This is a genomic window from Rhizobium sp. 10PS4 (genome assembly GCF_032464805.1).
GTDB lineage: Bacteria > Pseudomonadota > Alphaproteobacteria > Rhizobiales > Rhizobiaceae > Rhizobium > Rhizobium laguerreae.
The window spans coordinates 268,808-288,942 of record NZ_JAWDIW010000009.1 but is presented as its reverse complement, the minus strand read 5'-3'; the positions used below and the strand labels follow the sequence as shown (position 1 = coordinate 288,942).

22 protein-coding genes are annotated in these 20,135 nt (G+C 61.5%); 13 read left to right on the top strand and 9 right to left on the bottom strand.

What is annotated here, in order from left to right:
• Window positions 1-10 precede the first annotated feature (10 nt).
• Together RWJ89_RS19180 and RWJ89_RS19175 are read left to right on the top strand one after the other, a co-directional pair.
• Window positions 11-739 (top strand): Bax inhibitor-1/YccA family protein, encoded by a 729-nt coding sequence (locus RWJ89_RS19180; RefSeq protein ID WP_077977876.1) that lies wholly within the window; start codon window positions 11-13, stop codon window positions 737-739.
• Between the two features lie 110 nt (window positions 740-849).
• Entirely contained in the window at window positions 850-1,407 is a 558-nt protein-coding gene (locus RWJ89_RS19175) for a GNAT family N-acetyltransferase (protein ID WP_222009775.1), read from the top strand.
• 86 nt (window positions 1,408-1,493) lie between these two features.
• Here RWJ89_RS19175 and RWJ89_RS19170 read toward each other — a convergent pair whose 3' ends face one another.
• The 3 genes from RWJ89_RS19170 to acnA form a co-directional block, all read right to left on the bottom strand.
• Complete coding sequence (locus RWJ89_RS19170) at window positions 1,494-1,895, bottom strand: DUF2794 domain-containing protein (protein WP_131663168.1); 402 nt, start codon at window positions 1,893-1,895, stop codon at window positions 1,494-1,496.
• A 382-nt stretch (window positions 1,896-2,277) separates the two neighbouring features.
• Window positions 2,278-3,018 carry a DUF1223 domain-containing protein gene (locus RWJ89_RS19165; RefSeq protein WP_168346069.1) on the bottom strand — a complete coding sequence of 247 codons (741 nt, stop codon included), beginning with the start codon at window positions 3,016-3,018 and terminating at the stop codon, window positions 2,278-2,280.
• A 235-nt stretch (window positions 3,019-3,253) separates the two neighbouring features.
• Complete coding sequence (acnA, locus tag RWJ89_RS19160; RefSeq protein WP_131663167.1) at window positions 3,254-5,944, bottom strand: aconitate hydratase AcnA; 2,691 nt, start codon at window positions 5,942-5,944, stop codon at window positions 3,254-3,256.
• A 262-nt stretch (window positions 5,945-6,206) separates the two neighbouring features.
• On the opposite strand from acnA, the gene ccmA reads away from it, so the two are divergent.
• The 5 genes from ccmA (at window position 6,207) to RWJ89_RS19135 (ending at window position 9,340) form a co-directional block, all read left to right on the top strand.
• The gene (gene ccmA, locus RWJ89_RS19155) at window positions 6,207-6,854 is read left to right on the top strand and encodes a heme ABC exporter ATP-binding protein CcmA (protein ID WP_168283333.1); all 648 of its coding nucleotides are present in this window, start codon (window positions 6,207-6,209) and stop codon (window positions 6,852-6,854) included.
• Between the two features lie 229 nt (window positions 6,855-7,083).
• Window positions 7,084-7,743, top strand: a complete 660-nt coding sequence (ccmB, locus tag RWJ89_RS19150; RefSeq protein ID WP_168255942.1) for a heme exporter protein CcmB — start codon at window positions 7,084-7,086, stop codon at window positions 7,741-7,743.
• 48 nt (window positions 7,744-7,791) lie between these two features.
• Window positions 7,792-8,553, top strand: coding sequence for a heme ABC transporter permease (locus RWJ89_RS19145; RefSeq protein WP_168255943.1), 762 nt, complete (start codon window positions 7,792-7,794; stop codon window positions 8,551-8,553).
• Window positions 8,554-8,555: 2 nt separating this feature from the next.
• On the top strand, window positions 8,556-8,735 hold the full coding sequence (gene ccmD, locus RWJ89_RS19140; protein WP_168321247.1) for a heme exporter protein CcmD: 180 nt from the start codon (window positions 8,556-8,558) through the stop codon (window positions 8,733-8,735).
• Window positions 8,732-9,340, top strand: a complete 609-nt coding sequence (locus RWJ89_RS19135; protein WP_168283331.1) for a DsbE family thiol:disulfide interchange protein — start codon at window positions 8,732-8,734, stop codon at window positions 9,338-9,340. The genes ccmD and RWJ89_RS19135 overlap by 4 nt, the downstream gene beginning before the upstream one ends.
• Window positions 9,341-9,522: 182 nt before the next feature.
• Here RWJ89_RS19135 and RWJ89_RS19130 read toward each other — a convergent pair whose 3' ends face one another.
• From RWJ89_RS19130 to RWJ89_RS19105, 6 genes are all read right to left on the bottom strand, one after another.
• The gene (locus RWJ89_RS19130) at window positions 9,523-10,110 is read right to left on the bottom strand and encodes a DUF2585 domain-containing protein (protein WP_168283330.1); all 588 of its coding nucleotides are present in this window, start codon (window positions 10,108-10,110) and stop codon (window positions 9,523-9,525) included.
• A complete protein-coding gene (locus RWJ89_RS19125; RefSeq protein WP_168283329.1) occupies window positions 10,107-10,751 on the bottom strand; it encodes a septation protein A in 645 nt (214 codons plus the stop codon). Before RWJ89_RS19125 ends, RWJ89_RS19130 begins: the two co-directional genes overlap by 4 nt.
• Before the next feature lie 74 nt (window positions 10,752-10,825).
• The gene (gene ftsY / locus RWJ89_RS19120) at window positions 10,826-12,424 is read right to left on the bottom strand and encodes a signal recognition particle-docking protein FtsY (protein WP_316031259.1); all 1,599 of its coding nucleotides are present in this window, start codon (window positions 12,422-12,424) and stop codon (window positions 10,826-10,828) included.
• Window positions 12,425-12,440: 16 nt separating this feature from the next.
• The gene (gene mtaB, locus RWJ89_RS19115) at window positions 12,441-13,715 is read right to left on the bottom strand and encodes a tRNA (N(6)-L-threonylcarbamoyladenosine(37)-C(2))-methylthiotransferase MtaB (RefSeq protein WP_222061696.1); all 1,275 of its coding nucleotides are present in this window, start codon (window positions 13,713-13,715) and stop codon (window positions 12,441-12,443) included.
• Window positions 13,712-14,617, bottom strand: coding sequence for a diaminopimelate epimerase (gene dapF, locus RWJ89_RS19110; RefSeq protein ID WP_316031258.1), 906 nt, complete (start codon window positions 14,615-14,617; stop codon window positions 13,712-13,714). Before dapF ends, mtaB begins: the two co-directional genes overlap by 4 nt.
• A 117-nt stretch (window positions 14,618-14,734) precedes the next feature.
• Window positions 14,735-14,959, bottom strand: a complete 225-nt coding sequence (locus RWJ89_RS19105) for a hypothetical protein (RefSeq protein ID WP_017962453.1) — start codon at window positions 14,957-14,959, stop codon at window positions 14,735-14,737.
• A gap of 493 nt (window positions 14,960-15,452) precedes the next feature.
• Between RWJ89_RS19105 and ffh the strand changes: the two genes are divergently transcribed.
• The 6 genes from ffh (at window position 15,453) to rplS (ending at window position 20,043) form a co-directional block, all read left to right on the top strand.
• Window positions 15,453-17,030 (top strand): signal recognition particle protein, encoded by a 1,578-nt coding sequence (gene ffh / locus RWJ89_RS19100; RefSeq protein ID WP_222061699.1) that lies wholly within the window; start codon window positions 15,453-15,455, stop codon window positions 17,028-17,030.
• A gap of 16 nt (window positions 17,031-17,046) precedes the next feature.
• Complete coding sequence (locus RWJ89_RS19095; protein ID WP_011427149.1) at window positions 17,047-17,367, top strand: chorismate mutase; 321 nt, start codon at window positions 17,047-17,049, stop codon at window positions 17,365-17,367.
• A 48-nt stretch (window positions 17,368-17,415) separates the two neighbouring features.
• Window positions 17,416-17,787, top strand: coding sequence for a 30S ribosomal protein S16 (rpsP, locus tag RWJ89_RS19090; protein WP_221999452.1), 372 nt, complete (start codon window positions 17,416-17,418; stop codon window positions 17,785-17,787).
• Window positions 17,788-17,900: 113 nt separating this feature from the next.
• Window positions 17,901-18,470: a ribosome maturation factor RimM gene (gene rimM / locus RWJ89_RS19085; RefSeq protein WP_029767597.1), complete on the top strand. Its 570-nt coding sequence runs from the start codon at window positions 17,901-17,903 to the stop codon at window positions 18,468-18,470.
• Window positions 18,470-19,201, top strand: a complete 732-nt coding sequence (gene trmD, locus RWJ89_RS19080) for a tRNA (guanosine(37)-N1)-methyltransferase TrmD (RefSeq protein WP_168283323.1) — start codon at window positions 18,470-18,472, stop codon at window positions 19,199-19,201. The genes rimM and trmD overlap by 1 nt, the downstream gene beginning before the upstream one ends.
• A 287-nt stretch (window positions 19,202-19,488) precedes the next feature.
• Window positions 19,489-20,043, top strand: a complete 555-nt coding sequence (gene rplS / locus RWJ89_RS19075) for a 50S ribosomal protein L19 (protein WP_003582945.1) — start codon at window positions 19,489-19,491, stop codon at window positions 20,041-20,043.
• The last annotated feature ends 92 nt before the right edge of the window (window positions 20,044-20,135 follow it).

The following is a 20,135-nucleotide window of genomic DNA, read 5'->3' as shown; positions in this document are numbered from 1 at the left end:
AGAGGAAACTATGGCTGATCTTCGTAACTATCAAAGCCGCGCTCAGACCGGCGAGATGATTGATCAAGGCCTGCGCGCTTATATGCTCAAGGTCTACAATCTGATGGCGCTGGGTCTGGCGATCACCGGCGTGGCCGCATATCTGTCGTTCCAATTCGCCTTCGCCAATGGTGAGCTGACCGCTTTCGGTCAGGCGATCTATGTGAGCCCACTGAAGTGGGTGGTCATTCTGGCGCCGCTGGCTCTGGTGTTCTTCCTGAGCTTCCGGATCCATAGCATGACGGTGGCCGCCGCGCAGACGACCTTTGCGGTCTACGCCGCGCTCGTCGGCCTGTCGCTCTCGTCGATCTTCCTGATCTACACGGGCCAGAGCGTCGTTCAGACCTTCTTCGTCACCGCCGCCTCCTTCGGCGCGCTGTCGCTTTACGGCTACACGACGAAGCGTGACCTGTCGGCGATGGGCTCGTTCCTGATGATGGGTCTTTTCGGCCTGATCATCGCTTCGCTGGTCAACATCTTCCTGGCGTCGTCCGCCGTACAGTTCGCGATCTCGGTACTCGGCGTGCTGATCTTCGCAGGCCTCACCGCCTACGATACGCAGCGGATCAAGGAATTGTACCTGGAAGCCGATGACGTCGCCGTCGCCGGCCGCAAGGCGATCATGGGTGCGCTGACGCTCTATCTCGACTTCATCAACCTCTTCATGTTCCTGCTGCAGTTCATGGGCAACCGTAAATAAGCAGGACCGAGTGAGATCGAAAAGGCGGCTTCGGCCGCCTTTTTTGTTGCGCAGGCTTTCACGGGATGGTTTTAGAAAGCCCTTGCCGCCCTTATGGATATGCTGCTGAAATGTCCTTCCTCCTGCGCGATGCTTCGAATGCCGATATCCCCGCCATTGCCGATATCTATCGCGAATCGGTCCTGAACGGCGTCGCGAGCTATGAGATCGTCCCGCCCTCCGAGGCCGAGATGGCAGTGCGTTTTTCGGCGATCGTCGGCCAGCAATATCCCTATATTGCAGCCATCGGCACGGACGGGACGCTTCTCGGCTACGCCTACGCCTCGGCGTTTCGCGCGCGTCCCGCCTATCGCTGGCTGGTCGAGGACTCGATTTATCTGGCGCCTGAGGCCCGCGGCCGGGGCATCGGCAAGGCGCTGCTCGCCGAACTGATCATCCGCTGCACCACCCTCGGCTTTCGGCAGATGGCTGCCGTCATCGGCGGCGCCAGCCCCGCATCGATCGCGCTCCATCGCGCGGCCGGCTTCGCGGAGGTCGGCCTGATGAAGGGCACCGGCTATAAACACGGCCGCTGGCTGGATACGATGTTCATGCAGCGCGCGCTCGGCGAAGGCATGAGCACCGATCCGGACCCGTCCGTCTATCCCGGCACGCTGTTTAACGGCTGATATGGCTTAATGCATGTCGCCCAAAAGTGTGCAACGGTTTTGGGATAACGACATGCATAAATCAAAGACTTAAAGCGCGACGCGCTTTAATTGTCGACGAGCTTCAGGGCCTTGTCGAAGACCTTCAGCACTTGGTTCAGCTCGTGACCGCGCTTCAGGATCGTGCCGTTGACGCTGATTACGGAATAGGCGCCCTGCTTGGCGGCAAGCTTCGGGTTTTTCTCGATGCGGAAGAGCGGCATTTCGCCGGAACGCTTGAAAACGGAAAAGACGGCCCTGTCCTTCAGGTGATCGATGGCGTAGTCGCGCCATTCACCATCACCGACCATCCGGCCGTAGATCCAGAGGATCGCGTCCAGTTCGCGCCGGTGGAAGGTCACCGGAAGCGGGTCCTTGCTTTGTTTGTATTCCCTGAGATCGACGACGACTGAGGAACTATTGTCGACGGAGCGGCTCTCGCCGTGTCGCAAATCCGGCTGATCTGTCATCAGTCTCCCGAGGCCTCCGCTTGTGACAGGAGGGTGACAGTTTGCCCGAGCCGCCGCAAATTGCAAGAGTGCCAGCCGTCACATTCAGCCGCACGACAACACCGCACGTCTCTCGCGCAAGGACGCTGTAGCACTTTGAGTCAGTGCATCATGCCTTCCGAAAGTTGCGTTCGATTTCGGAAAGCATGATGCGCTGGACAGGTCAACGCTTTCTCTGCAGCGCCGCATTTCAGTCAAAACAGCGCCTCATTTGCAGGAGATTTATGAATTCCGGTTTGGCGCCAGCGCGCCAAAGGGCCCGGCGGAGCGTATCGACCTTAACCCCAGCCCCGAATACGCTCGGCCGGGCCGCCCGGAACTTCGTCCGTAACCGGACGAAGTGTCAGATATTTTTACCAGCCATCACTACGGTCGCGCCAAGGATCGCAGCCGGATCGCCGTCTGCGGTCGCCGATTGCAGCAGGATGGCGCAGCCCTCGAGCTGCGGCCGCTGCAGGACGCTGGCAGGCAGCGTCAGGCTGGTTGCCTTGCCGTCCCACATGCCGACGGTTTCGACATTGGTGACGCTGTGCAGATAAGAAATCTTCTTGCCGCTGTTCTCGCCTTTTTCGACGTCGATCGTCTTTTCCTTATCGAAATAGACCATCACGACATTGGCTTTGCCCTGTCCCGCGCCGATCTTGATCTCCAGCTCGTCGCCGCGCATCGCGGCGCTGATTGGAACGGTCAGCCCATTGCCCTCGCTGCTATAGGTATCGATCTTGCTGTTGATGCCATTCAGATCGGCGCCGGCCAAATGGTCGCGTCCGTTGACGATGGCTTGCGGCGTGTAGACGTTGCTGCGGCCCATCGTCTTGGCATAACCATACTGCCGCTCGGTATTTTCCTTGGAGCTCAACGTATCGGCCCAGCCGAGATAGTTCCAGTAATCGACATGATAGGCGAGCGCGATGACATCGCCCTGGTTCACCAGCTTGCGAAAAGCGGCATCAGCGGGAGGACAGGAGGAGCAGCCCTGCGACGTGAAGAGTTCGACGACACCTTTCGGCGTGCCGTCTTCGGCCTGCAGCGGGCCTGAGAGAACAACGCCGGCGATTAGCGGAAGCAAAAAACGGGGGGACATTCACCTGCACCTCTTTTTCAGCGCCGACGGCATGTTTGAACCGGCGGCCCTGACATATGAACGTACGAATAATCCTTCCGGGTCCAAACGAAAAGTCACGAACGGGTGAGACGAAGCTCGACAGGAACTTGCGCAAAACAAATCATCGTGAGTGCCGTTTGAATACTGCCGCCGCAAAGAAAAAGCCGCCGGAAACTGCTCTCCGGCGGCCATTATCATGCGAGTTTCTTAAAAATCAGGCAGCGAGATCGCGCAGAACCGTCTGCAGGATGCCGCCATTGTTGAGATAGATCACCTCGTCGAGCGTATCGACGCGCGACAGCAGCGGAACCTCCTTCACGGTGCCGTCGCCATAGGTGATCCTGGCGATCTTCTTCTCGCGCGGCTTGATCTTTTCGAGGCCTTCGATGGTGACGAGTTCATCGCCCTTGAGGCCGAGGCTCTGCCAGGTCGTGCCCTCTTCGAAGACGAAGGGGATGATGCCCATGCCGACCAAGTTCGAGCGATGGATGCGCTCGAAGGACTGGGCGATCACCGCCTTGACGCCGAGCAGGTTGGTGCCCTTGGCAGCCCAGTCGCGCGAGGAGCCGTTGCCGTATTCGACACCGGCGAAGATGACGAGCGGCACGCCTTCCTGCTTGTACTGCATCGCGGCGTCGTAGATCGAGGTCTCTTCCTTCGAAGGGTAGTGGATGGTGTAGCCGCCTTCCTTGCCGTTCGGGCCGAGCATGTGGTTGCGGATGCGGATATTGGCGAAGGTGCCGCGCATCATCACTTCATGGTTGCCGCGGCGCGTGCCGTACTGGTTGAAGTCGGCAACGGCGACGTCATGGCCGATGAGGTAGGCGCCGGCCGGCGATGCCGCCTTGATCGAACCGGCCGGCGAGATGTGGTCGGTGGTGATCTTGTCGCCGAACAGGCCGAGAACGCGGGCGCCCTTGATATCGGAGACGCCGGTGCCCTTCTTGCCCATGCCAACGAAGTAGGGCGGGTTCTGCACATAGGTCGAATTGTCGTCCCAGGCATAGGTCTGACCCGGCGGGACCTGGACGGCCTGCCAGTTGACGTCCCCCTTGAAGACATCGGCATATTTGCTTTCGTAGAGTTCGCGGGTCACGTATTTCAGGATGAATTCCTGGACTTCCTTCGAGGTCGGCCAGATGTCCTTGAGATAGACCGGATTGCCGCTCTGGTCCTCGCCGATCGGCTCCTTGGTCAGATCCATCTGCACCGTACCGGCAAGCGCATAAGCGACGACGAGCGGCGGAGATGCGAGGTAGTTCGCCTGCACGTCGGGCGAGATGCGGCCTTCGAAGTTACGGTTGCCGGAGAGAACGCCGGAAACGATAAGGCCCTTGTCGTTGATCGTCTTCGAGATCGGTGCCGGCAGCGGGCCGGAATTGCCGATGCAGGTGGTGCAGCCGAAGCCGACGAGGTTGAAGCCGAGTTTGTCGAGATCGGCCTGCAGGCCCGATTTGGCGAGATATTCGCCGACGACCTGCGATCCCGGTGCCAGCGAGGTCTTCACCCACGGCTTCGTCTTCAGGCCCTTGGCAACGGCGTTGCGGGCAAGAAGGCCGGCGGCGATCAGCACTGACGGGTTGGAGGTGTTGGTGCACGACGTGATGGCAGCGATCGCCACGTCGCCGTGGCCGAGATCGAAGTCGGTGCCTTCAACGGCATAACGATTGTTCAACTGGCCGGGCTTCTTGTAGTCGGCATCCATGGAGCCGGCAAAACCGGTCGCGATGTTCTCGAGCGAAATGCGGCCTTCCGGACGCTTCGGGCCGGCCATCGACGGCACGACGTCGCTAAGATCGAGTTCCAGCGTATCGGTGAAGACGAGCTCGGAGCCGTCGCCCTCACGCCACATGCCTTGCGCCTTCGAATAGGCTTCGACGAGGGCGATCCGGTCATGCGTGCGGCCGGACATGGTGAGATAGTTGATGGTTTCGCCGTCGACCGGGAAGAAGCCGCAGGTGGCGCCATATTCCGGACCCATGTTGCCGATCGTCGCGCGGTCGGCGAGCGGCATGTTATCCATACCGGGGCCGAAGAATTCGACGAACTTCGAAACGACGCCCTTCTTGCGCAGCATCTGCACGACGGTGAGAACGAGGTCGGTCGCCGTGACGCCTTCCTTGAGCTTGCCGGTCAGCTTGAAGCCGATGACTTCGGGCAGCAGCATCGAGACCGGCTGGCCGAGCATCGCAGCTTCCGCTTCGATACCGCCCACACCCCAGCCGAGAACGCCGAGACCGTTGATCATCGTCGTGTGGCTGTCGGTGCCGACGCAGGTATCGGGATAGGCGATCGTCTCGCCGTCCTCTTCCTTGGTCCAGACGGTCTGGCCGAGATATTCGAGATTGACCTGATGACAGATGCCGGTGCCGGGAGGCACGACGCGGAAATTCTTGAAGGCCTGCTGGCCCCACTTCAGGAAGCGGTAGCGCTCGCCGTTGCGCTGGTATTCCAGCTCGACATTCTTGGCGAAAGCCTGCGGCGTGCCGAATTCGTCGACGATGACGGAGTGGTCGATGACGAGATCGACGGGAACGAGCGGGTTGATCTTCTCGGGATCGCCGCCGAGCGACACCATCGCGTCGCGCATCGCGGCAAGATCGACGACGGCGGGAACGCCTGTGAAGTCCTGCATCAGCACGCGCGCCGGGCGATAGGCGATTTCGTTTTCGACCGCACCCTTGTTGTTCAGCCATTCGGCAACGGCCAGGATGTGCTCCTTGGTAACCGACTGGCCGTCCTCGAAGCGCAACAGGTTTTCGAGCAGCACCTTCATCGAATAGGGAAGCTTCGACACGCCGGCCAGACCGTTTGCCTCAGCCTTGGGCAGGCTGTAATAGACATAGTCCTTCCCGTTCACGGAAAGCGTGGAACGACAATTGAAACTGTCAAGAGATTTAGACACGAGATACCCCGTTTCTGATAGCCAACACAGTCGTGCGAACGCCTATGCACTTAATGCACATCAGGATGCGGGTACGGCCATTTCCGCTGTCCGCACGTGGAACAGACGCTCCAAGTTCGGCGCAAGGATGAAATTCACGCCGACCGCTGGCGTGGTTGCAGGTCTTATAGATAATTTCCTAAAAACTTGCCATACCCGAGCACAGTCAAAATCGGACATTTTTTGACCCCGCCGCAAGCCGAAACCAAGAAAGAGCCGACGCATGCATCTCACCGCCGACAATCTGGCTGCAAGGCGCGGTGAGGATCTCATTTTCGTTAACATTTCCTTTCACTTGGCAGCCGGCGAGGCGCTTGTGCTGACGGGAAAAAATGGATCGGGAAAGTCCACTTTGCTTCGTGTCGTCGCCGGCCTCCTCAGGCCGGAAAAAGGCACTGTCATATTTCACGGCGAAGAGAGCCCGGGAGGCAGGCATCCCGGTGAGGTCAGCCACTACCTCGGCCATCGAAATGCGATGAAGAATGAACTTACGGTTGCAGAAAACCTCGATTTCTGGCGCACCTTTCTCGGCAATACAGACTCAGCCGCCGCCCTCTCCGTCGAAGACGCCACTGACGCCGTCGGTCTTTCCGGCATCACTCACCTTCCCTTCGGTTATCTCTCCGCCGGCCAGCAACGCCGGATAGCCTTCGCCAAACTGCTCGTCGCCCACCGCCCCGTCTGGATACTCGACGAACCGACCGCCGCCCTCGATGCCAGCGCCGACCGGCTGTTTGCCGATTTGATCACGGCGCATCTGACAAAGGGCGGCATCGTGCTGGCGGCAACGCATCAGCCGCTGGGGCTGGAGAATACGCAGGAATTGAAGATGGCGGGCTTTGCCGGCGTGGATCATGGGGTATGGGGTTGAGCTTGTCAGCGCATGACGTCAAGACCCCTCCCCAACCCCTCCCCACAAGGGGGAGGGGCTACGGTGCCGCGCTGTCTCGCACAAACCTCATCGTAGCAGTCGGCAGAACCGTAACAGCCGGCGAAACCTTTGCTTTCGGCCACCGGCGCGGACCACAGCTTAGCCCCTCCCCCTTGTGGGGAGGGGTTGGGGAGGGGTCTTCCTCACATCCCCGCAACGAGTGCCCCGCATGACCGCCCTCTTCCTCCGCGACCTGAAACTTTCCATCCGCGCCGGCGGCGGTGCGCTGATCGGCGTGCTGTTCTTCCTGACCATCGTCGCCGTCATCCCCTTCGGCGTCGGCCCCGATCTCAAGCTGCTGTCGCGCATCGGCCCCGCCATCGTCTGGATCGGGGCGCTGCTTGCCGCCCTTCTCGGCCTCGACCGCCTGTTCCAGGCCGAGCGCGACGACGGATCGCTCGACTTGATGCTGATGCAGGAAACGCCGCTGGTCCTCACCGTGCTGGTCAAATGCTTCGCCCATTGGACGGCCACCAGCCTGCCGCTGGTCATCGCCTCGCCGCTGCTCGGCCTCTTCATGAACATGGACGAAACGGCGATTGCTGCCACCATGCTGACGCTGCTGGTCGGCTCGCCCGCCATCACCTTCATCGGCGCCGTCGGTGCTGCCGTTGCCGTGGCGTTGCCCCGCGGCGGCCTGCTGGTCTCGATCCTCGTGCTGCCGCTGACCATTCCGGTGCTGATCTTCGGCGTCAGCGCCACCTATGCCGCAGTCGAGGATCCCGCCCCCTTCCTGCCGCCCTTTCTGATCCTCCTTGCGCTGACACTCTTCTTCGCCGTCATCGGCCCGGCAGCTGCGGCGCTTGCGCTACGAAACACAGCGGATTGATGGGCCATTCGATTGCGGGAAAAGCCGGATCAAGGTAAGGAAGCGGATATGAGCGAAGCCAGCCTTGCCATCAGCAAATTCAGTGATCTCGCCAACCCGACGCGGTTTCTGGCGCTGGCGGCGCGCGCCATTCCGTGGCTGGCCGGCATCACCGCCCTCTGTTTCGCGGTCGGCCTCTATCTGAGCTTCGCCACCGAAGGCGATTATCAGCAGGGCGAGACCGTGCGCATCATGTATGTGCATGTGCCCTCGGCCTGGCTTTCGATGATGTGCTATACGATCATGAGCCTCTCGGCGATCGGTACGCTGGTCTGGCGCCATCCGCTGGCCGATGTTTCCGCCAAGGCCGCAGCGCCGCTCGGCGCCGCCTTTACCCTGCTTGCACTCGTCACCGGTTCGCTCTGGGGCAAGCCGATGTGGGGCACCTGGTGGGTCTGGGATGCGCGGCTCACCTCCGTCTTCGTTCTCTTCCTGATGTATCTCGGGCTGATTGCGCTCGGCCGCGCCATCGACGATCCGTCGAAGGCCGCACGCGTCAGCGCCGTGCTCATCCTCGTCGGCTTCGTCAACATCCCGATCATCAAATTCTCGGTCGAGTGGTGGAACACGCTGCACCAATCGGCAAGCGTGCTGCGCCTCGACGGCCCGGCGATCGATCCGGAATTCCTGCGGCCGCTCTTCGTCATGGCGATCGCCTTCACCCTGCTCTTCTTCACGCTGCACATCATGGCGATGAGGAATGAGATCTGGCGCCGCCGCATTGCCGCTCAGCGCCGTCTTGCCGCCCGCATGGCGAGCCGGGAGGATTAATCGTGACGCATGCCTTCTACGTCTACGCTTCCTATGGTTTTGCAGCCCTGGTGACGGTCGCCGTCACGGTCTGGACCTGGGCCGACGGCCACGCCCGCCGCACGGAACTCGCCGCCCTTGAGGCTGCCGGCATTCGCCGCCGTTCGGCGCGCCCTAAGGACAGTGTGGGGGATGGCGAATGAACGACACGCCGGAAAACACCGTCGCCAAGCCGCGCGGGCTGAGCCGTTACGCATTGGCGCTGCTGCCGCTCGTCGTCTTCGGCGGCATTGCGGCCACGGCCGCAAAGATGCTCTACGACCAGGATTTCCATGGCAAGAACATCGCCGAAATTCCCTCCGCCCTGATCGGCACCAAAGCGCCGGCGCTGAACCTGCCGCCGCTCGACGGCTCCAACCTGCCGGCGCTGACCGATGCCGCAATCAAGGGCAAGCTGACCCTCGTCAACGTCTTCGCCTCATGGTGCCTCCCCTGCCGGGACGAACATCCGATATTGAAAGAACTGGCAAAAGACGGACGGCTGAACATCGTCGCCATCAATTACAAGGACCAGAACGACAACGCCCTGCGTTTCCTCGGCGAACTCGGCAACCCCTTTCGGGCGATTGGCATCGATCCGAACGGCAAGGCGGCGATCGACTGGGGTGTCTACGGCATTCCGGAAAGCTATCTGGTCGCGCCTGACGGCACGATCCTCTACAAGCGCGTCGGACCCTTCGACGATATCAGCCTCAAGGAAGGGCTTTTTCCTGCGATGGAAAAGGCGCTCGGGAAGCCGGCTTCGTAACGATCGCGCCCACAAAGACCCCTCCCCACAAGGGGGAGGGGCTAAGTTGTGGCACCCGCCTCACAAACAAATAGCCAACCGCACAGTCGATGTTCAATAGGGCTCACGACGAGAGCCGCCTGTTAAGCCCCTCCCCCTTGTGGGGAGGGGTTGGGGAGGGGTCTTGTTAGAACAAAGAAGCCCTACACCCCACCCTGCCAGACCTTGATCGCCTCCACCGGCCAGATCAGCATCACAACGTTGAGCGTCAGGTTGTCGCGGATTATGTAGCCGGTGAAAATCTCGAAGAAGATGGCGATCGCCACCGTGAGCGCCACCGGTGCGCGCCGCGCGAAGAAGAAGCCGACGCACATGAAGACGGTGTCCATCGCCGAATTCAGGATGCTGTCGCCGTAATAATCGAGCGCGATCGTCGCCGTGCGGTAACGGTCGATGATGAGAGGGGAGTTTTCGAGCAGTTCCCAGCCGGATTCAATCACCAGCGCCAGCAGCAGCCTTGCCGCCAGCGGCTTGCCGCGCAGGATGAGATGCGCGAGGCCGTAAAACAGGAAGCCGTGGATGATGTGTGACGGCGTGTACCAATCCGACAGGTGCTGCGAGTTGCCACTGGTATTGACCCCGCCCTCCCACAGCTTCACATAACCGCAGGCGCAGATCGGCACGCGGCCCATCATATATTCGGCGGCGATCTGAATGACCAGGATCGCAAGGCAGGCGACAAACCAGAAGTTCTGGTGTCTTACGCGAGATTCTACGTCGACAGCGCTCACTTCTCGCCTTCCGTTTCCAGGTTGACGCTATGTTTCAGCACCAGCGGCATCTGCGCCAGCGTGAAGATAATGGTGATCGGCATCGTGCCCCAGACCTTGAAGGCGACCCAGGTACCGTCGGAAAAATTGCGCCAGACGACTTCGTTCAGCACGGCAAGGAAGAGAAAGAAGATACCCCAGCGGATGGTGAGCTTGCGCCAGCCCTCGGCATCGAGCTGGAAGGCGGCGTTGAAGACATAGCCGAGCAACGACTTGCCGAAGGCCAGCCCGCCGAGCAGCGCCACGCCGAAGAGCGCGTTGACGATCGTCGGCTTCATCTTGATGAAGGTCTCGTTCTGCAGCCAGATCGACAACGAGCCGAAGATGACGACGACGATCCCGGATACAAAAGGCATGATCGGCAGATGGCCGAGCACGATCTTCGAAACGATCAACGAGATGATCGTCGCCGCCATGAAGAGGCCGGTCGCGACGAACAGCGGCCCGCCCAGCTCGGAAAGACCAGGAAATTTCTCCACCAGCCACTGGCCGCGCAGATTGGCGAAGAAGAAGATCATCAGCGGCCCGAGTTCCAGCGCCAGTTTCAGCAGCGGGTGATGCCGGTCGGCAGCAGACGGGGTGATATCGCTCTCGGTGCTCATGCGTTCTTAAACCTGTTTTCCTGGAAACTGTTTCCGGCCGTGCCCTGCAGGCTTTCGGCGGCATATCTGTGGCATCATTGTCCAAGTCCGGCAATGGCATGGGCAAAATCCTCGGCCTCGAACGGCTCCAGGTCCTCGACGCCCTCGCCGACACCGATGAAATAGACCGGCAGCTTGTGCTTGGCGGAGATGGCGACGAGAATGCCGCCACGCGCCGTGCCGTCGAGCTTGGTCATGATCAGCCCATTGACGCCGGCGACGTTGCGGAAGATCTCGACCTGGCTCAGCGCATTCTGCCCCGTCGTGGCATCGAGCGTCTGCAGCACGGTATGCGGCGCGTCGGGATCGAGTTTTCCGAGCACGCGCACGATCTTCTCAAGCTCGGCCATCAGCTCTGCCTTGTTCTGCAGGCGGCCGGCGGTATCGACGATCAGCACGTCGCATTTTTTCGCCTTTGCCTGTTCGAAGGCATCATAGGCAAGGCCGGCGGCATCGGCGCCGAGCTTGGTGCCGATGAATTCGGAATTTGTCCGATCGGCCCAGATTTTCAGCTGCTCGATTGCCGCTGCCCGGAACGTATCGCCGGCAGCCAGCATCACCTTCAACCCGGCGCCGGAAAGCTTTGCCGCAAGCTTGCCGATCGTCGTCGTCTTGCCGGTGCCGTTGACGCCGACGACGAGGATGACATGCGGCTTGTGCGAGAGGTCGAGCTGCAGCGGCTTGGCGACCGGCTTCAGCACCTTGGCGATTTCCGACGCCATGATCCGGCTGACATCCTCGCCGGTGACATCCTTGCCATAGCGCTCGGAAGAAAGCGTGTCGGTGACGCGCATGGCGGTCTCGACGCCGAGATCGGCCTGGATCAGCAGGTCTTCGAGATCCTGCAGCGTCTCGTCATCGAGCTTGCGCTTGGTGAAGAGCGCAGTGATCTGGCCGGTCAGTTGCGAAGAGGTGCGTGCAAGGCCGTTGCGCAGACGCTGGAACCAGCTGAGTTTCGGCTGCAAAACAAGCGGCGCCGGCTCGACGACCTTCGGGCCGGTGGCAAAGCCCCTGGGGAGGATGGGAGAGCCGGTCTCCGGTTCTGCTGCGGTCGTTTCGGAGGGCTCGCCGGGTGCGATACCCCCCTCTGCCCTGCCGGGCATCTCCCCCACAGGTGGGGAGATTGGCTGGGAGGGCGAATCCAACCCCGCATCATCCTCAGTCGGAATCTCTTCCGGAAGCTTTTCAACGATCTCTTCGAGGTCAGTCGGCTGTTCTAGCGCTCCGGTCTCCAGAGGACCTCCCGCCTCGTCGGGGAGATGTTCCAGAGGGACAGAAGCGGGTCTTTCCGTAACGGGTTCGGCGACCGTCTGGCTTTCAGCCTCCACCTCCGCTGCCGCCTCGGCTTCCAGCAATGAGAGCGGCACAACACTCATGTCGCTCAACTGGTCGGCGGCGGGCAGGATTGCGGATTCGACATCATCGTCAGCAACCGGTGCTTCGACTCCGCCGTCGTCAATATCGGCAGCCGGCCCGCCGGCCGTATCCATTTCCTCGGCCAGCACCGGATCGTCGGCAACCGGCAGATCTTCGTCGCGCGAACGCGGCTCCAGCTCCCTTTCCACGGCCGCAGGCACAGGTTCTTCAGCCGGCTTGCCGAAGGTGAAGACCTTTTTGATGAAACTGAGCGCCATGGGGATTCCGTGAAAGTCAGGCCGCTGCTGCAGCCGTCAATTGCATGTCGAGATGTTTGCCATTGTGGCCGGTGATCGTGACCGGCACAAGTTCGCCGGGACGAAGGCCGGGGGCCGCGACCAGCGTGAAGTTCTCCGTATGCGCCAGGCCGTTGTTTTCAACAAGCAGCCATTGCCGGGTTCCGATCATCCCATCGAGATGGGATTGATGCAGCATATGTCCAGCGGCGCGCAGCCTTGCGGCGCGATCCTTGACCAGCGACCGGTCGAGCTGCGGCATGCGGGCGGCCGGCGTGCCGGGACGCGGACTGTAGGGGAAGACATGCAGATGAGCGATGCCAGCCTCTTCGGCCAGCCTCACGGCATTCTCGAACATCTCTTCGGTTTCGGTGGGAAAGCCGGCAATCATATCGGCGCCGAAGCTCATCTCGGGGCGGAGGCGGCGCGCATCCTCGATGAAACGCAGCGCATCGGCGCGCAAATGCCGGCGCTTCATGCGCTTCAGGATCATGTCGTCGCCATGCTGCAGCGACAGATGCAGATGCGGCATGAAACGTGGCTCTCCGGCGATGAGATCCATCAGGTGGGCATCGGCCTCGATGCTGTCGATCGAGGAAAGCCTGAGCCGGTGGATATCGGGGATCTGTTTCAGCAGCGTCTTCGCCAGAAGCCCGAGCGTCGGGGCGCCCGGCAGATCGCCGCCATAGCTGGTGGCATCGACGCCGGTCAGTACGATCTCGCGATAACCGCCGTCGACGAGCTTGCGGGCCTGGTCGACGACGGCTCCCATCGGTACGGAGCGGGAATTGCCGCGGCCATAGGGAATGATGCAGAAAGTGCAGCGATGGTCGCAGCCATTCTGCACCTGGATGAAGGCGCGCACATGGCCGTCGATGTGCCTGACCATCTGCGGCGCCGTCGCCTCGACGCTCATGATGTCGTTGACCCGGAGCTTCTCTTCGGCCGAAACGCCGAAATCCGGCAGGCTGCGATAGGAGGCGCTCGTCAGCTTCTCCTCGTTGCCGAGCACAGCATCGACCTCCGCCATCGCGGCGAAGGTCTGCTTTTCCGTCTGCGCGGCGCAGCCGGTGACGATGATGCGGGCATGCGGATTGTCGCGCCGTGCCCGGCGGATCGCCTGGCGGGCCTGGCGCACGGCCTCGCCGGTCACGGCACAGGTGTTGACCAAGATGGCGTTGTTGACCCCGGCCTTTTCAGCCTGCGCCTTCATCACTTCGGATTCATATGTGTTGAGGCGGCAGCCGAAGGTAATGACCTCGATGCCGCTCACTGCGCCTCCGCCTCTCGGGTACCATCGCGCGACCAGAGACCGGTCGAAGGATCGACCCTGCCCGACCATTCCCATTCGGCCGGGCCGGTCATGATGACATGATCGTCGTGCTCGCGCCATTCGATGGAAAGCGTGGCCGGCGGCTTGGCGCTTGCCACATTGATCGTCACCTTGCGGCCGGTGCGGCCGGTGCGCGCAGCACTGACGGCAGCAGAACAGGCAGCCGAACCGCAGGCAAGCGTCAGTCCCGCGCCGCGCTCCCAGGTGCGCGTCGTCACCGATGTCGGTGACGTCACTTGCGCCAGCGTGATATTGGCGCGCTCGGGAAACATCGGATGGTTTTCGAGCAGCGGTCCGAAGCGGGCGAGATCATAGGACATCACATCCCTGTCCACCCAGAAGATCGCATGCGGATTGCCCATCGACACCACTGAGGGCGAATGCAGCACCGGCTTGTCGATCGGGCCGATCTGCAACTCGATGCGGCTGGTGTCGTGGAATTCTTCCGCCAGCGGAATCCTGTCCCAATCGAACACCGGCCGGCCCATATCGACCGAGATCGTCCCGTCCTCGTGCTCGACGGCGTTGAGGATGCCGGCGACCGTCTGGAAGGTAAAGACCTTCCTGCCGGTCTCGGCGGCAAGCGCCTGCACCACGCAGCGCGTGCCGTTGCCGCAGGCCTGCGCCTTCGAGCCATCGGAATTCAGGATATCGATGAAGGCATCGGTGCCTTGGGCCTTCGGATCATGGACCGCCATGATCTGATCGAATTCAGTCTGCGGATCGGCATTGAGCGCGACCGCCGCCGCCGGCGTCACCTTGTCCGGCCGGCCGCGCATGTCGACGACCAGGATCTTGTTGCCAAGCCCGTTCATCCTCACAAATTCGACCGTTGCGCTCATGGGTATCATTCCGTCTGTCTTTCCGGTGTATATGGCGGAAATGCGAAGGAATTACCAGTGGGTGAGTGCCGGGCAGGCGTTGCGGCCCGCTGACCCGTCGAGGCAGCGGTTCGGCTTTTACCGCTGCGCACCGTCGGGATCGAAGGACGCAGCATGGGCTTCGACAATAGCTGCGGTGATGACCTTTCTCAGCTCGTAGACCAGCGAACGGGACCGCTTGCGATCCAGATCCTGTGCCGCCTTCGCAAGATTCAGGCCTTCGTTCAGGACAATATGATGGGCCCGCGCCAGCGCCCAGCTCTCAATATCAGCATTTAGCATTCGATATCTCCGCCGATTCATTCGGCATCAAGGATATTCACGAATCATTTTACAGGACGCACTTAAGTAGAAAGTAGAATCATAAGCAGAATAATTTGCAACTGGCATTGACAGCGAATTCGGCCGCCGGGGTAGCAATATATATCGGCAAAACCTGAAACGCTGGCGGATTGCGCAAGCCAATACATCACTTTGTTTGAGTATGTACTTTCGCTGCAACCATTGGATGAAACACTGCCGCCCTCTCGTCAAACGGCTTCCGAGAAGTCGGTCATGCGGTCATTTGTCCGCATCGCCTTGACTTTCGCGCGGCTTTCCTGTTTATCGCGCCCAATCCGCGACGAGCCACACGACTCCGAGCCGCCGACCGGGACTTAGAGATCCCGGAGGTCAACACCCGACAGCGCGACGCGCCCTCGGGTGCTTTTTGGCTTTGCGTCTTGTTTTCGTCAAGGAAAAGCACGACGTTTCCGGGCATATCCCAACCTGCCCGAAACGTATCAAGGAAGAGCCGATGTTTGAAAACCTCCAGGACCGTCTTGGATCCATTCTGAATGGACTGACAGGCCGTGGCGCGCTTTCGGAAGCCGATGTTTCCGCAGCGCTGCGCGAGGTTCGCCGTGCGTTGCTGGAGGCCGATGTCGCGCTCGACGTCGTGCGTTCCTTCACCGACCGCGTGCGTGAGAAGGCCGTCGGTGCCGAGATCCTGAAGTCGATCAAGCCCGGCCAGATGGTCGTCAAGATCGTGCATGACGAACTGATCGAGATGCTGGGCGGCGAAGGCGTTGGCGTCGACCTTCATGCCGCTGCCCCTGTCGTCATCATGATGGTCGGCCTGCAGGGCTCCGGCAAGACGACGACGTCGGCGAAGATCGCCCATCGCCTGTCGACGCGCGAGAAGAAGAAGGTGCTGATGGCGTCGCTCGACACGCGCCGTCCGGCAGCCCAGGAGCAGCTTCGCCAGCTCGGCGCGCAGGCCAATATCGACACGCTGCCTGTTATATCAGGCCAGTCGCCGACCGATATCGCCGCCCGCGCCGTGCAGGCGGCCAAGCTCGGCGGCCATGACGTCGTCATCCTCGACACCGCCGGCCGCACGCATATCGACGAGCCCTTGATGGTCGAGATGGCCGACATCAAGAAGCGGTCGAACCCGCATGAAATCCTGCTGGTCGCCGACAGCCTCACCGGCCAGGACGCTGTCAATCTCGCCCGCAGTTTCGACGAACGCGTCGGCATCACCGGTCTGGTGCTGACCCGCATGGACGGCGATGGCCGCGGCGGTGCCGCCCTTTCGATGCGCGCCGTCACCGGCAAGCCGATCAAGCTGATCGGCGTCGGCGAGAAAATGAGCGAGCTGGAGGAGTTCCATCCACGCCGCATCGCCGACCGCATCCTCGGCATGGGCGACATCGTCTCGCTCGTCGAGCGTGCGTCCGAAAACATCGACGCCGAGAAGGCGGCCGCCATGGCCGCCAAGATGGCCAAGGGCAAGTTCGACCTCGACGATCTCGCCGACCAGCTGCGCCAGATGCAGAAGATGGGCGGCATGGGCGGTATCATGGGCATGATGCCCGGCATGGCCGGCATGAAGGACAAGATGGCCGCAGCCGGCCTCGACGACAAGCTTTTCGGCCGACAGATCGCCATCATCCAGTCGATGACCAAGGCCGAGCGCACCAATCCCGACCTGCTCAAGCATTCGCGCAAGAAGCGCATCGCCGCCGGTTCCGGCACCGATGCCGCCGCCATCAACAAGCTTCTGAAGATGCACCGCCAGATGGCGGACATGATGAAGATGATGGGCGGCAAGGGCAAAGGCGGCATGATGAAGCAGATGATGGGCGGCCTAGCCGGCAAGATGGGGCTCGGCGGCGGCATGGGTGGCGGCATGCCCGATCTTTCGAATATCGATCCCCGGCAGCTCGAGGCCTTGCAGAAGCAGGCGGAAGCGGCGGGGCTTGGAAAACCGGGTGGGGGCATGCCCGGTCTCGGCGGTCTGCCGGGTGGTTTGTCGGGCCTCGGCGGTGCCAAGCTGCCGGGCCTTGGCGGTGGTTTCCCGGGATTGCCCGGATTGCCGAAGAAGAAGTGAAAGGATCGCTTGCCCCATGATTGATCCAGACGTCAAAGCCCAGCTCGCGAGCTATCGTCAGTCGATCGACAATATCGATGCCGCTCTCGTGCACATGCTGGCCGAACGCTTCCGCTGCACCAAAGAGGTCGGCGTGCTGAAGGCCAAATACAATTTGCCGCCGGCCGACCCGGCGCGCGAGGAATACCAGATCGAACGCCTTCGCCAGCTGGCGAAAGCCGCCAATCTGGACCCGGATTTCGCCGAGAAGTTCCTGAACTTCGTCATCAAGGAAGTCATCCGGCATCATGAGCAGATCGCTGCGGATCACGCTGAACAGAGCGCTGCAGCCCGATAACCGTACCGCTCAAGAAAGCGGTCAAGAAAAGCCCAAGGAGTAAACAACATGGCACTGAAAATTCGTCTCGCCCGCGGTGGTTCCAAGAAGCGCCCGTACTACCACGTCGTTCTCGCCGATGCGCGCAGCCCGCGTGACGGCCGCTTCCTCGAAAACCTCGGTTCCTGGAACCCGATGCTTGCCAAGGGTGATGAGAAGCGCGTTCAGCTGAACGCCGAGCGCATCAAGCACTGGATCGAACACGGCGCCCAGCCGACCGACCGCGTTCTGCGCTTCCTCGACGAGGCAGGCGTTGCCAAGCGCGAAGCCAAGAACAACCCGGTCAAGGCAAAGCCCGGCAAGCGCGCCCAGGAACGCACCGCCGAAAAGGCTCAGAAGGTCGCCGACGCCGCCGCTGCTGCAGCAGACGCCGCGGAATAATCGCGACATTCCCTTCGAGCGGGCGGCATGGCGACATGCCGCCCGTTTTCGTTTCCAATCGCACGCACTTCGTTTATGAGAAACCTGTCTTTCGGCTTCACATGAAGGAACCCATGACAAAGCTTGAAAACCCCGTTCTGATGGCGACGATCGGTGGCGCGCAAGGCCTCCGGGGCGAGGTGCGCGCCAAGGCCTATACGGCCGATCCCGGCGCGCTTGGCGACTACGGCCATCTGCACAGCATGGACGGCCGCAGCTTCGAAGTCCTCGAAATCCGCGAGATGAAGAATGTCGTCGTCGTCCGTTTCCGCGGCGTCAACGACCGCAATGCCGCCGAGGCCCTGAACGGGCTTGAACTCTATATCGAGCGGGACAACCTGCCGGACGAGGAGCTGGAGGACGACGAGTTCTACTATGCCGATCTCGAAGGGCTCGAGGCGCGCGACGACAAGGGTGTCAGCTATGGCACGGTTACCGGCGTCTTCGATTTCGGCGCTGGCGACCTGCTCGAGCTCAAAGGTCCGGGCAAGCGCCCGGTGCTGATCCCCTTCTCCGAAGCCTCGGTGCTGGAGATCGACCTGGAGGCCGGCACGCTGCTGATCGATCCGCTGGCGGCGGGGCTGGTCGACGATCCCGAAGAGCTTTCGAAATTCACTCCCGACAAGCCGAAAAAGAAGAAGTAATGGCTTTCCGGGCGAGCGTGCTGACACTTTATCCGGAAATGTTTCCGGGGCATCTGGGCTTCTCGCTCGCCGGCAAGGCGATGGAGCGGGGGCAATGGTCGCTGGACACGGTGCAGATTCGCGACTTCGCCACCGACAGACACCGCACCGTCGACGACACCCCGGCAGGCGGCGGCGCCGGCATGGTGCTGAAACCAGACATTCTCGCCCGCGCGATCGACAGCGCCTCAGAAAACGATACCCGCCCGCGCCTGCTGATGAGCCCGCGCGGCAAGCCGCTGACGCAGGAGCGTGTGCGCGCGCTCGCGGCGGGCGACGGCGTCATCATCGTCTGCGGCCGCTTCGAGGGCGTCGACCAGCGGGTGATCGAGGCGCGCGGACTGGAAGAGGTCTCGATCGGCGACTACGTGCTGTCAGGCGGCGAGCCGGCGGCGCTGATCGTGCTCGATGCCATCATCCGCATCCTGCCCGGCGTCATGGGCAACGATCTTTCCGGCCTGCACGAAAGCTTTGAAGGCGGACTGCTGGAACATCCGCATTATACCCGGCCGCAGGAGTGGGAAGGCCGGGAAATCCCCGCGATCCTCACCTCGGGCAACCACGGCGCGATCGAGAAATGGCGGCATCAGGAAGCGGTGCGGCTGACGCAGGAGCGGCGGCCGGATCTGCTGGAAAAGGCCGGCGCATCGCCCGGAAAATCGGGATCGAATTTCGGAAAGCACGATGCGTAGATTCAAAATGCTACAGCGTCCTTTGCGCGTCTGAAAACACGCGGCTGCGCTATAAAGTGAGAAAAACGGCTGATTTCGCAGCCCTTTTCACAAAAATGCCGTCCAAGGGATGACAAGCCCTGGCCTTTCGTGTATTGGCGCACGCGGAAATGGGGTTTATCCCCGTCTGCCAGCAAACAAAGAATGGCGAATCCGCTCCCGCCCTTGACGGGCAAAGTCCTGAGGCCAGTTCCAAGGGATCAGTGTCGAGCGCTCTGGCTGTTTCAGAAGAACCAAAGGTTAAGACGATGAACATCATTCAGCAGCTTGAGGCCGAACAGGCCGCCAAGATCGAAGCCAAGCGCACGCTTCCCGAATTTTCCCCCGGCGACACCGTCCGCGTCAACGTCAAGGTCACGGAAGGCACCCGTACCCGCGTTCAGGCCTATGAAGGCGTCTGCATCGCCCGCTCCGGCGGCGGCCTGCAGGAAAACTTCACGGTCCGCAAGATCTCCTACGGCGAAGGCGTCGAGCGCGTATTCCCGGTCTACTCGCCGATGATCGAAAGCGTCGACGTCGTTCGCCGCGGTAAGGTCCGTCGCGCCAAGCTCTATTACCTGCGCGACCGTCGCGGCAAGTCTGCCCGTATCGTTGAAGACACCGGCGTCCGCGCCCGCAAGCTCAACGACGCCGAGCGCGCCGCCATTGCCGAGGAAAAGGCACGTATCGAAGCTGAAAAGGTTGCAGCAGCTCAGGCGCTCGCCGCCGAGAAGGCAGCAGCCGAAGCTGCGGAAGCCAAGGCCGCTGCCGAAAAGGCCGCCGCAGAAGCAGCCGCCGCTGCAGCGGAACCGGCCGCAGAATAAGATCTGCGCTACGCAAAATTCTTTGCTTGGAAAGGCGGCCTTCGGGTCGCCTTTTCTATTTTTTGCTTCGGTGCGCAGCCGGCGGCCTTGCC

Excerpts from the sequence above, each read along its gene's own strand:
- RWJ89_RS19125 (WP_168283329.1), bottom strand. The coding sequence starts at position 10,751 with ATGAGCACCGAGAGCGATATCACCCCGTCTGCTGCCGACCGGCATCAC.
- dapF (WP_316031258.1), bottom strand. The coding sequence starts at position 14,617 with ATGAGCGCAACGGTCGAATTTGTGAGGATGAACGGGCTTGGCAACAAG.
- ccmB (WP_168255942.1), top strand. The coding sequence starts at position 7,084 with ATGACCGCCCTCTTCCTCCGCGACCTGAAACTTTCCATCCGCGCCGGC.
- RWJ89_RS19105 (WP_017962453.1), bottom strand. The coding sequence starts at position 14,959 with ATGAATCGGCGGAGATATCGAATGCTAAATGCTGATATTGAGAGCTGG.
- rpsP (WP_221999452.1), top strand. The coding sequence starts at position 17,416 with ATGGCACTGAAAATTCGTCTCGCCCGCGGTGGTTCCAAGAAGCGCCCG.
- trmD (WP_168283323.1), top strand. The coding sequence starts at position 18,470 with ATGGCTTTCCGGGCGAGCGTGCTGACACTTTATCCGGAAATGTTTCCG.
- ccmA (WP_168283333.1), top strand. The coding sequence starts at position 6,207 with ATGCATCTCACCGCCGACAATCTGGCTGCAAGGCGCGGTGAGGATCTC.
- RWJ89_RS19165 (WP_168346069.1), bottom strand. The coding sequence starts at position 3,018 with ATGTCCCCCCGTTTTTTGCTTCCGCTAATCGCCGGCGTTGTTCTCTCA.
- RWJ89_RS19095 (WP_011427149.1), top strand. The coding sequence starts at position 17,047 with ATGATTGATCCAGACGTCAAAGCCCAGCTCGCGAGCTATCGTCAGTCG.
- RWJ89_RS19175 (WP_222009775.1), top strand. The coding sequence starts at position 850 with ATGTCCTTCCTCCTGCGCGATGCTTCGAATGCCGATATCCCCGCCATT.
- rimM (WP_029767597.1), top strand. The coding sequence starts at position 17,901 with ATGACAAAGCTTGAAAACCCCGTTCTGATGGCGACGATCGGTGGCGCG.
- ftsY (WP_316031259.1), bottom strand. The coding sequence starts at position 12,424 with ATGGCGCTCAGTTTCATCAAAAAGGTCTTCACCTTCGGCAAGCCGGCT.
- RWJ89_RS19170 (WP_131663168.1), bottom strand. The coding sequence starts at position 1,895 with ATGACAGATCAGCCGGATTTGCGACACGGCGAGAGCCGCTCCGTCGAC.
- ffh (WP_222061699.1), top strand. The coding sequence starts at position 15,453 with ATGTTTGAAAACCTCCAGGACCGTCTTGGATCCATTCTGAATGGACTG.
- rplS (WP_003582945.1), top strand. The coding sequence starts at position 19,489 with ATGAACATCATTCAGCAGCTTGAGGCCGAACAGGCCGCCAAGATCGAA.
- RWJ89_RS19180 (WP_077977876.1), top strand. The coding sequence starts at position 11 with ATGGCTGATCTTCGTAACTATCAAAGCCGCGCTCAGACCGGCGAGATG.
- RWJ89_RS19135 (WP_168283331.1), top strand. The coding sequence starts at position 8,732 with ATGAACGACACGCCGGAAAACACCGTCGCCAAGCCGCGCGGGCTGAGC.
- RWJ89_RS19145 (WP_168255943.1), top strand. The coding sequence starts at position 7,792 with ATGAGCGAAGCCAGCCTTGCCATCAGCAAATTCAGTGATCTCGCCAAC.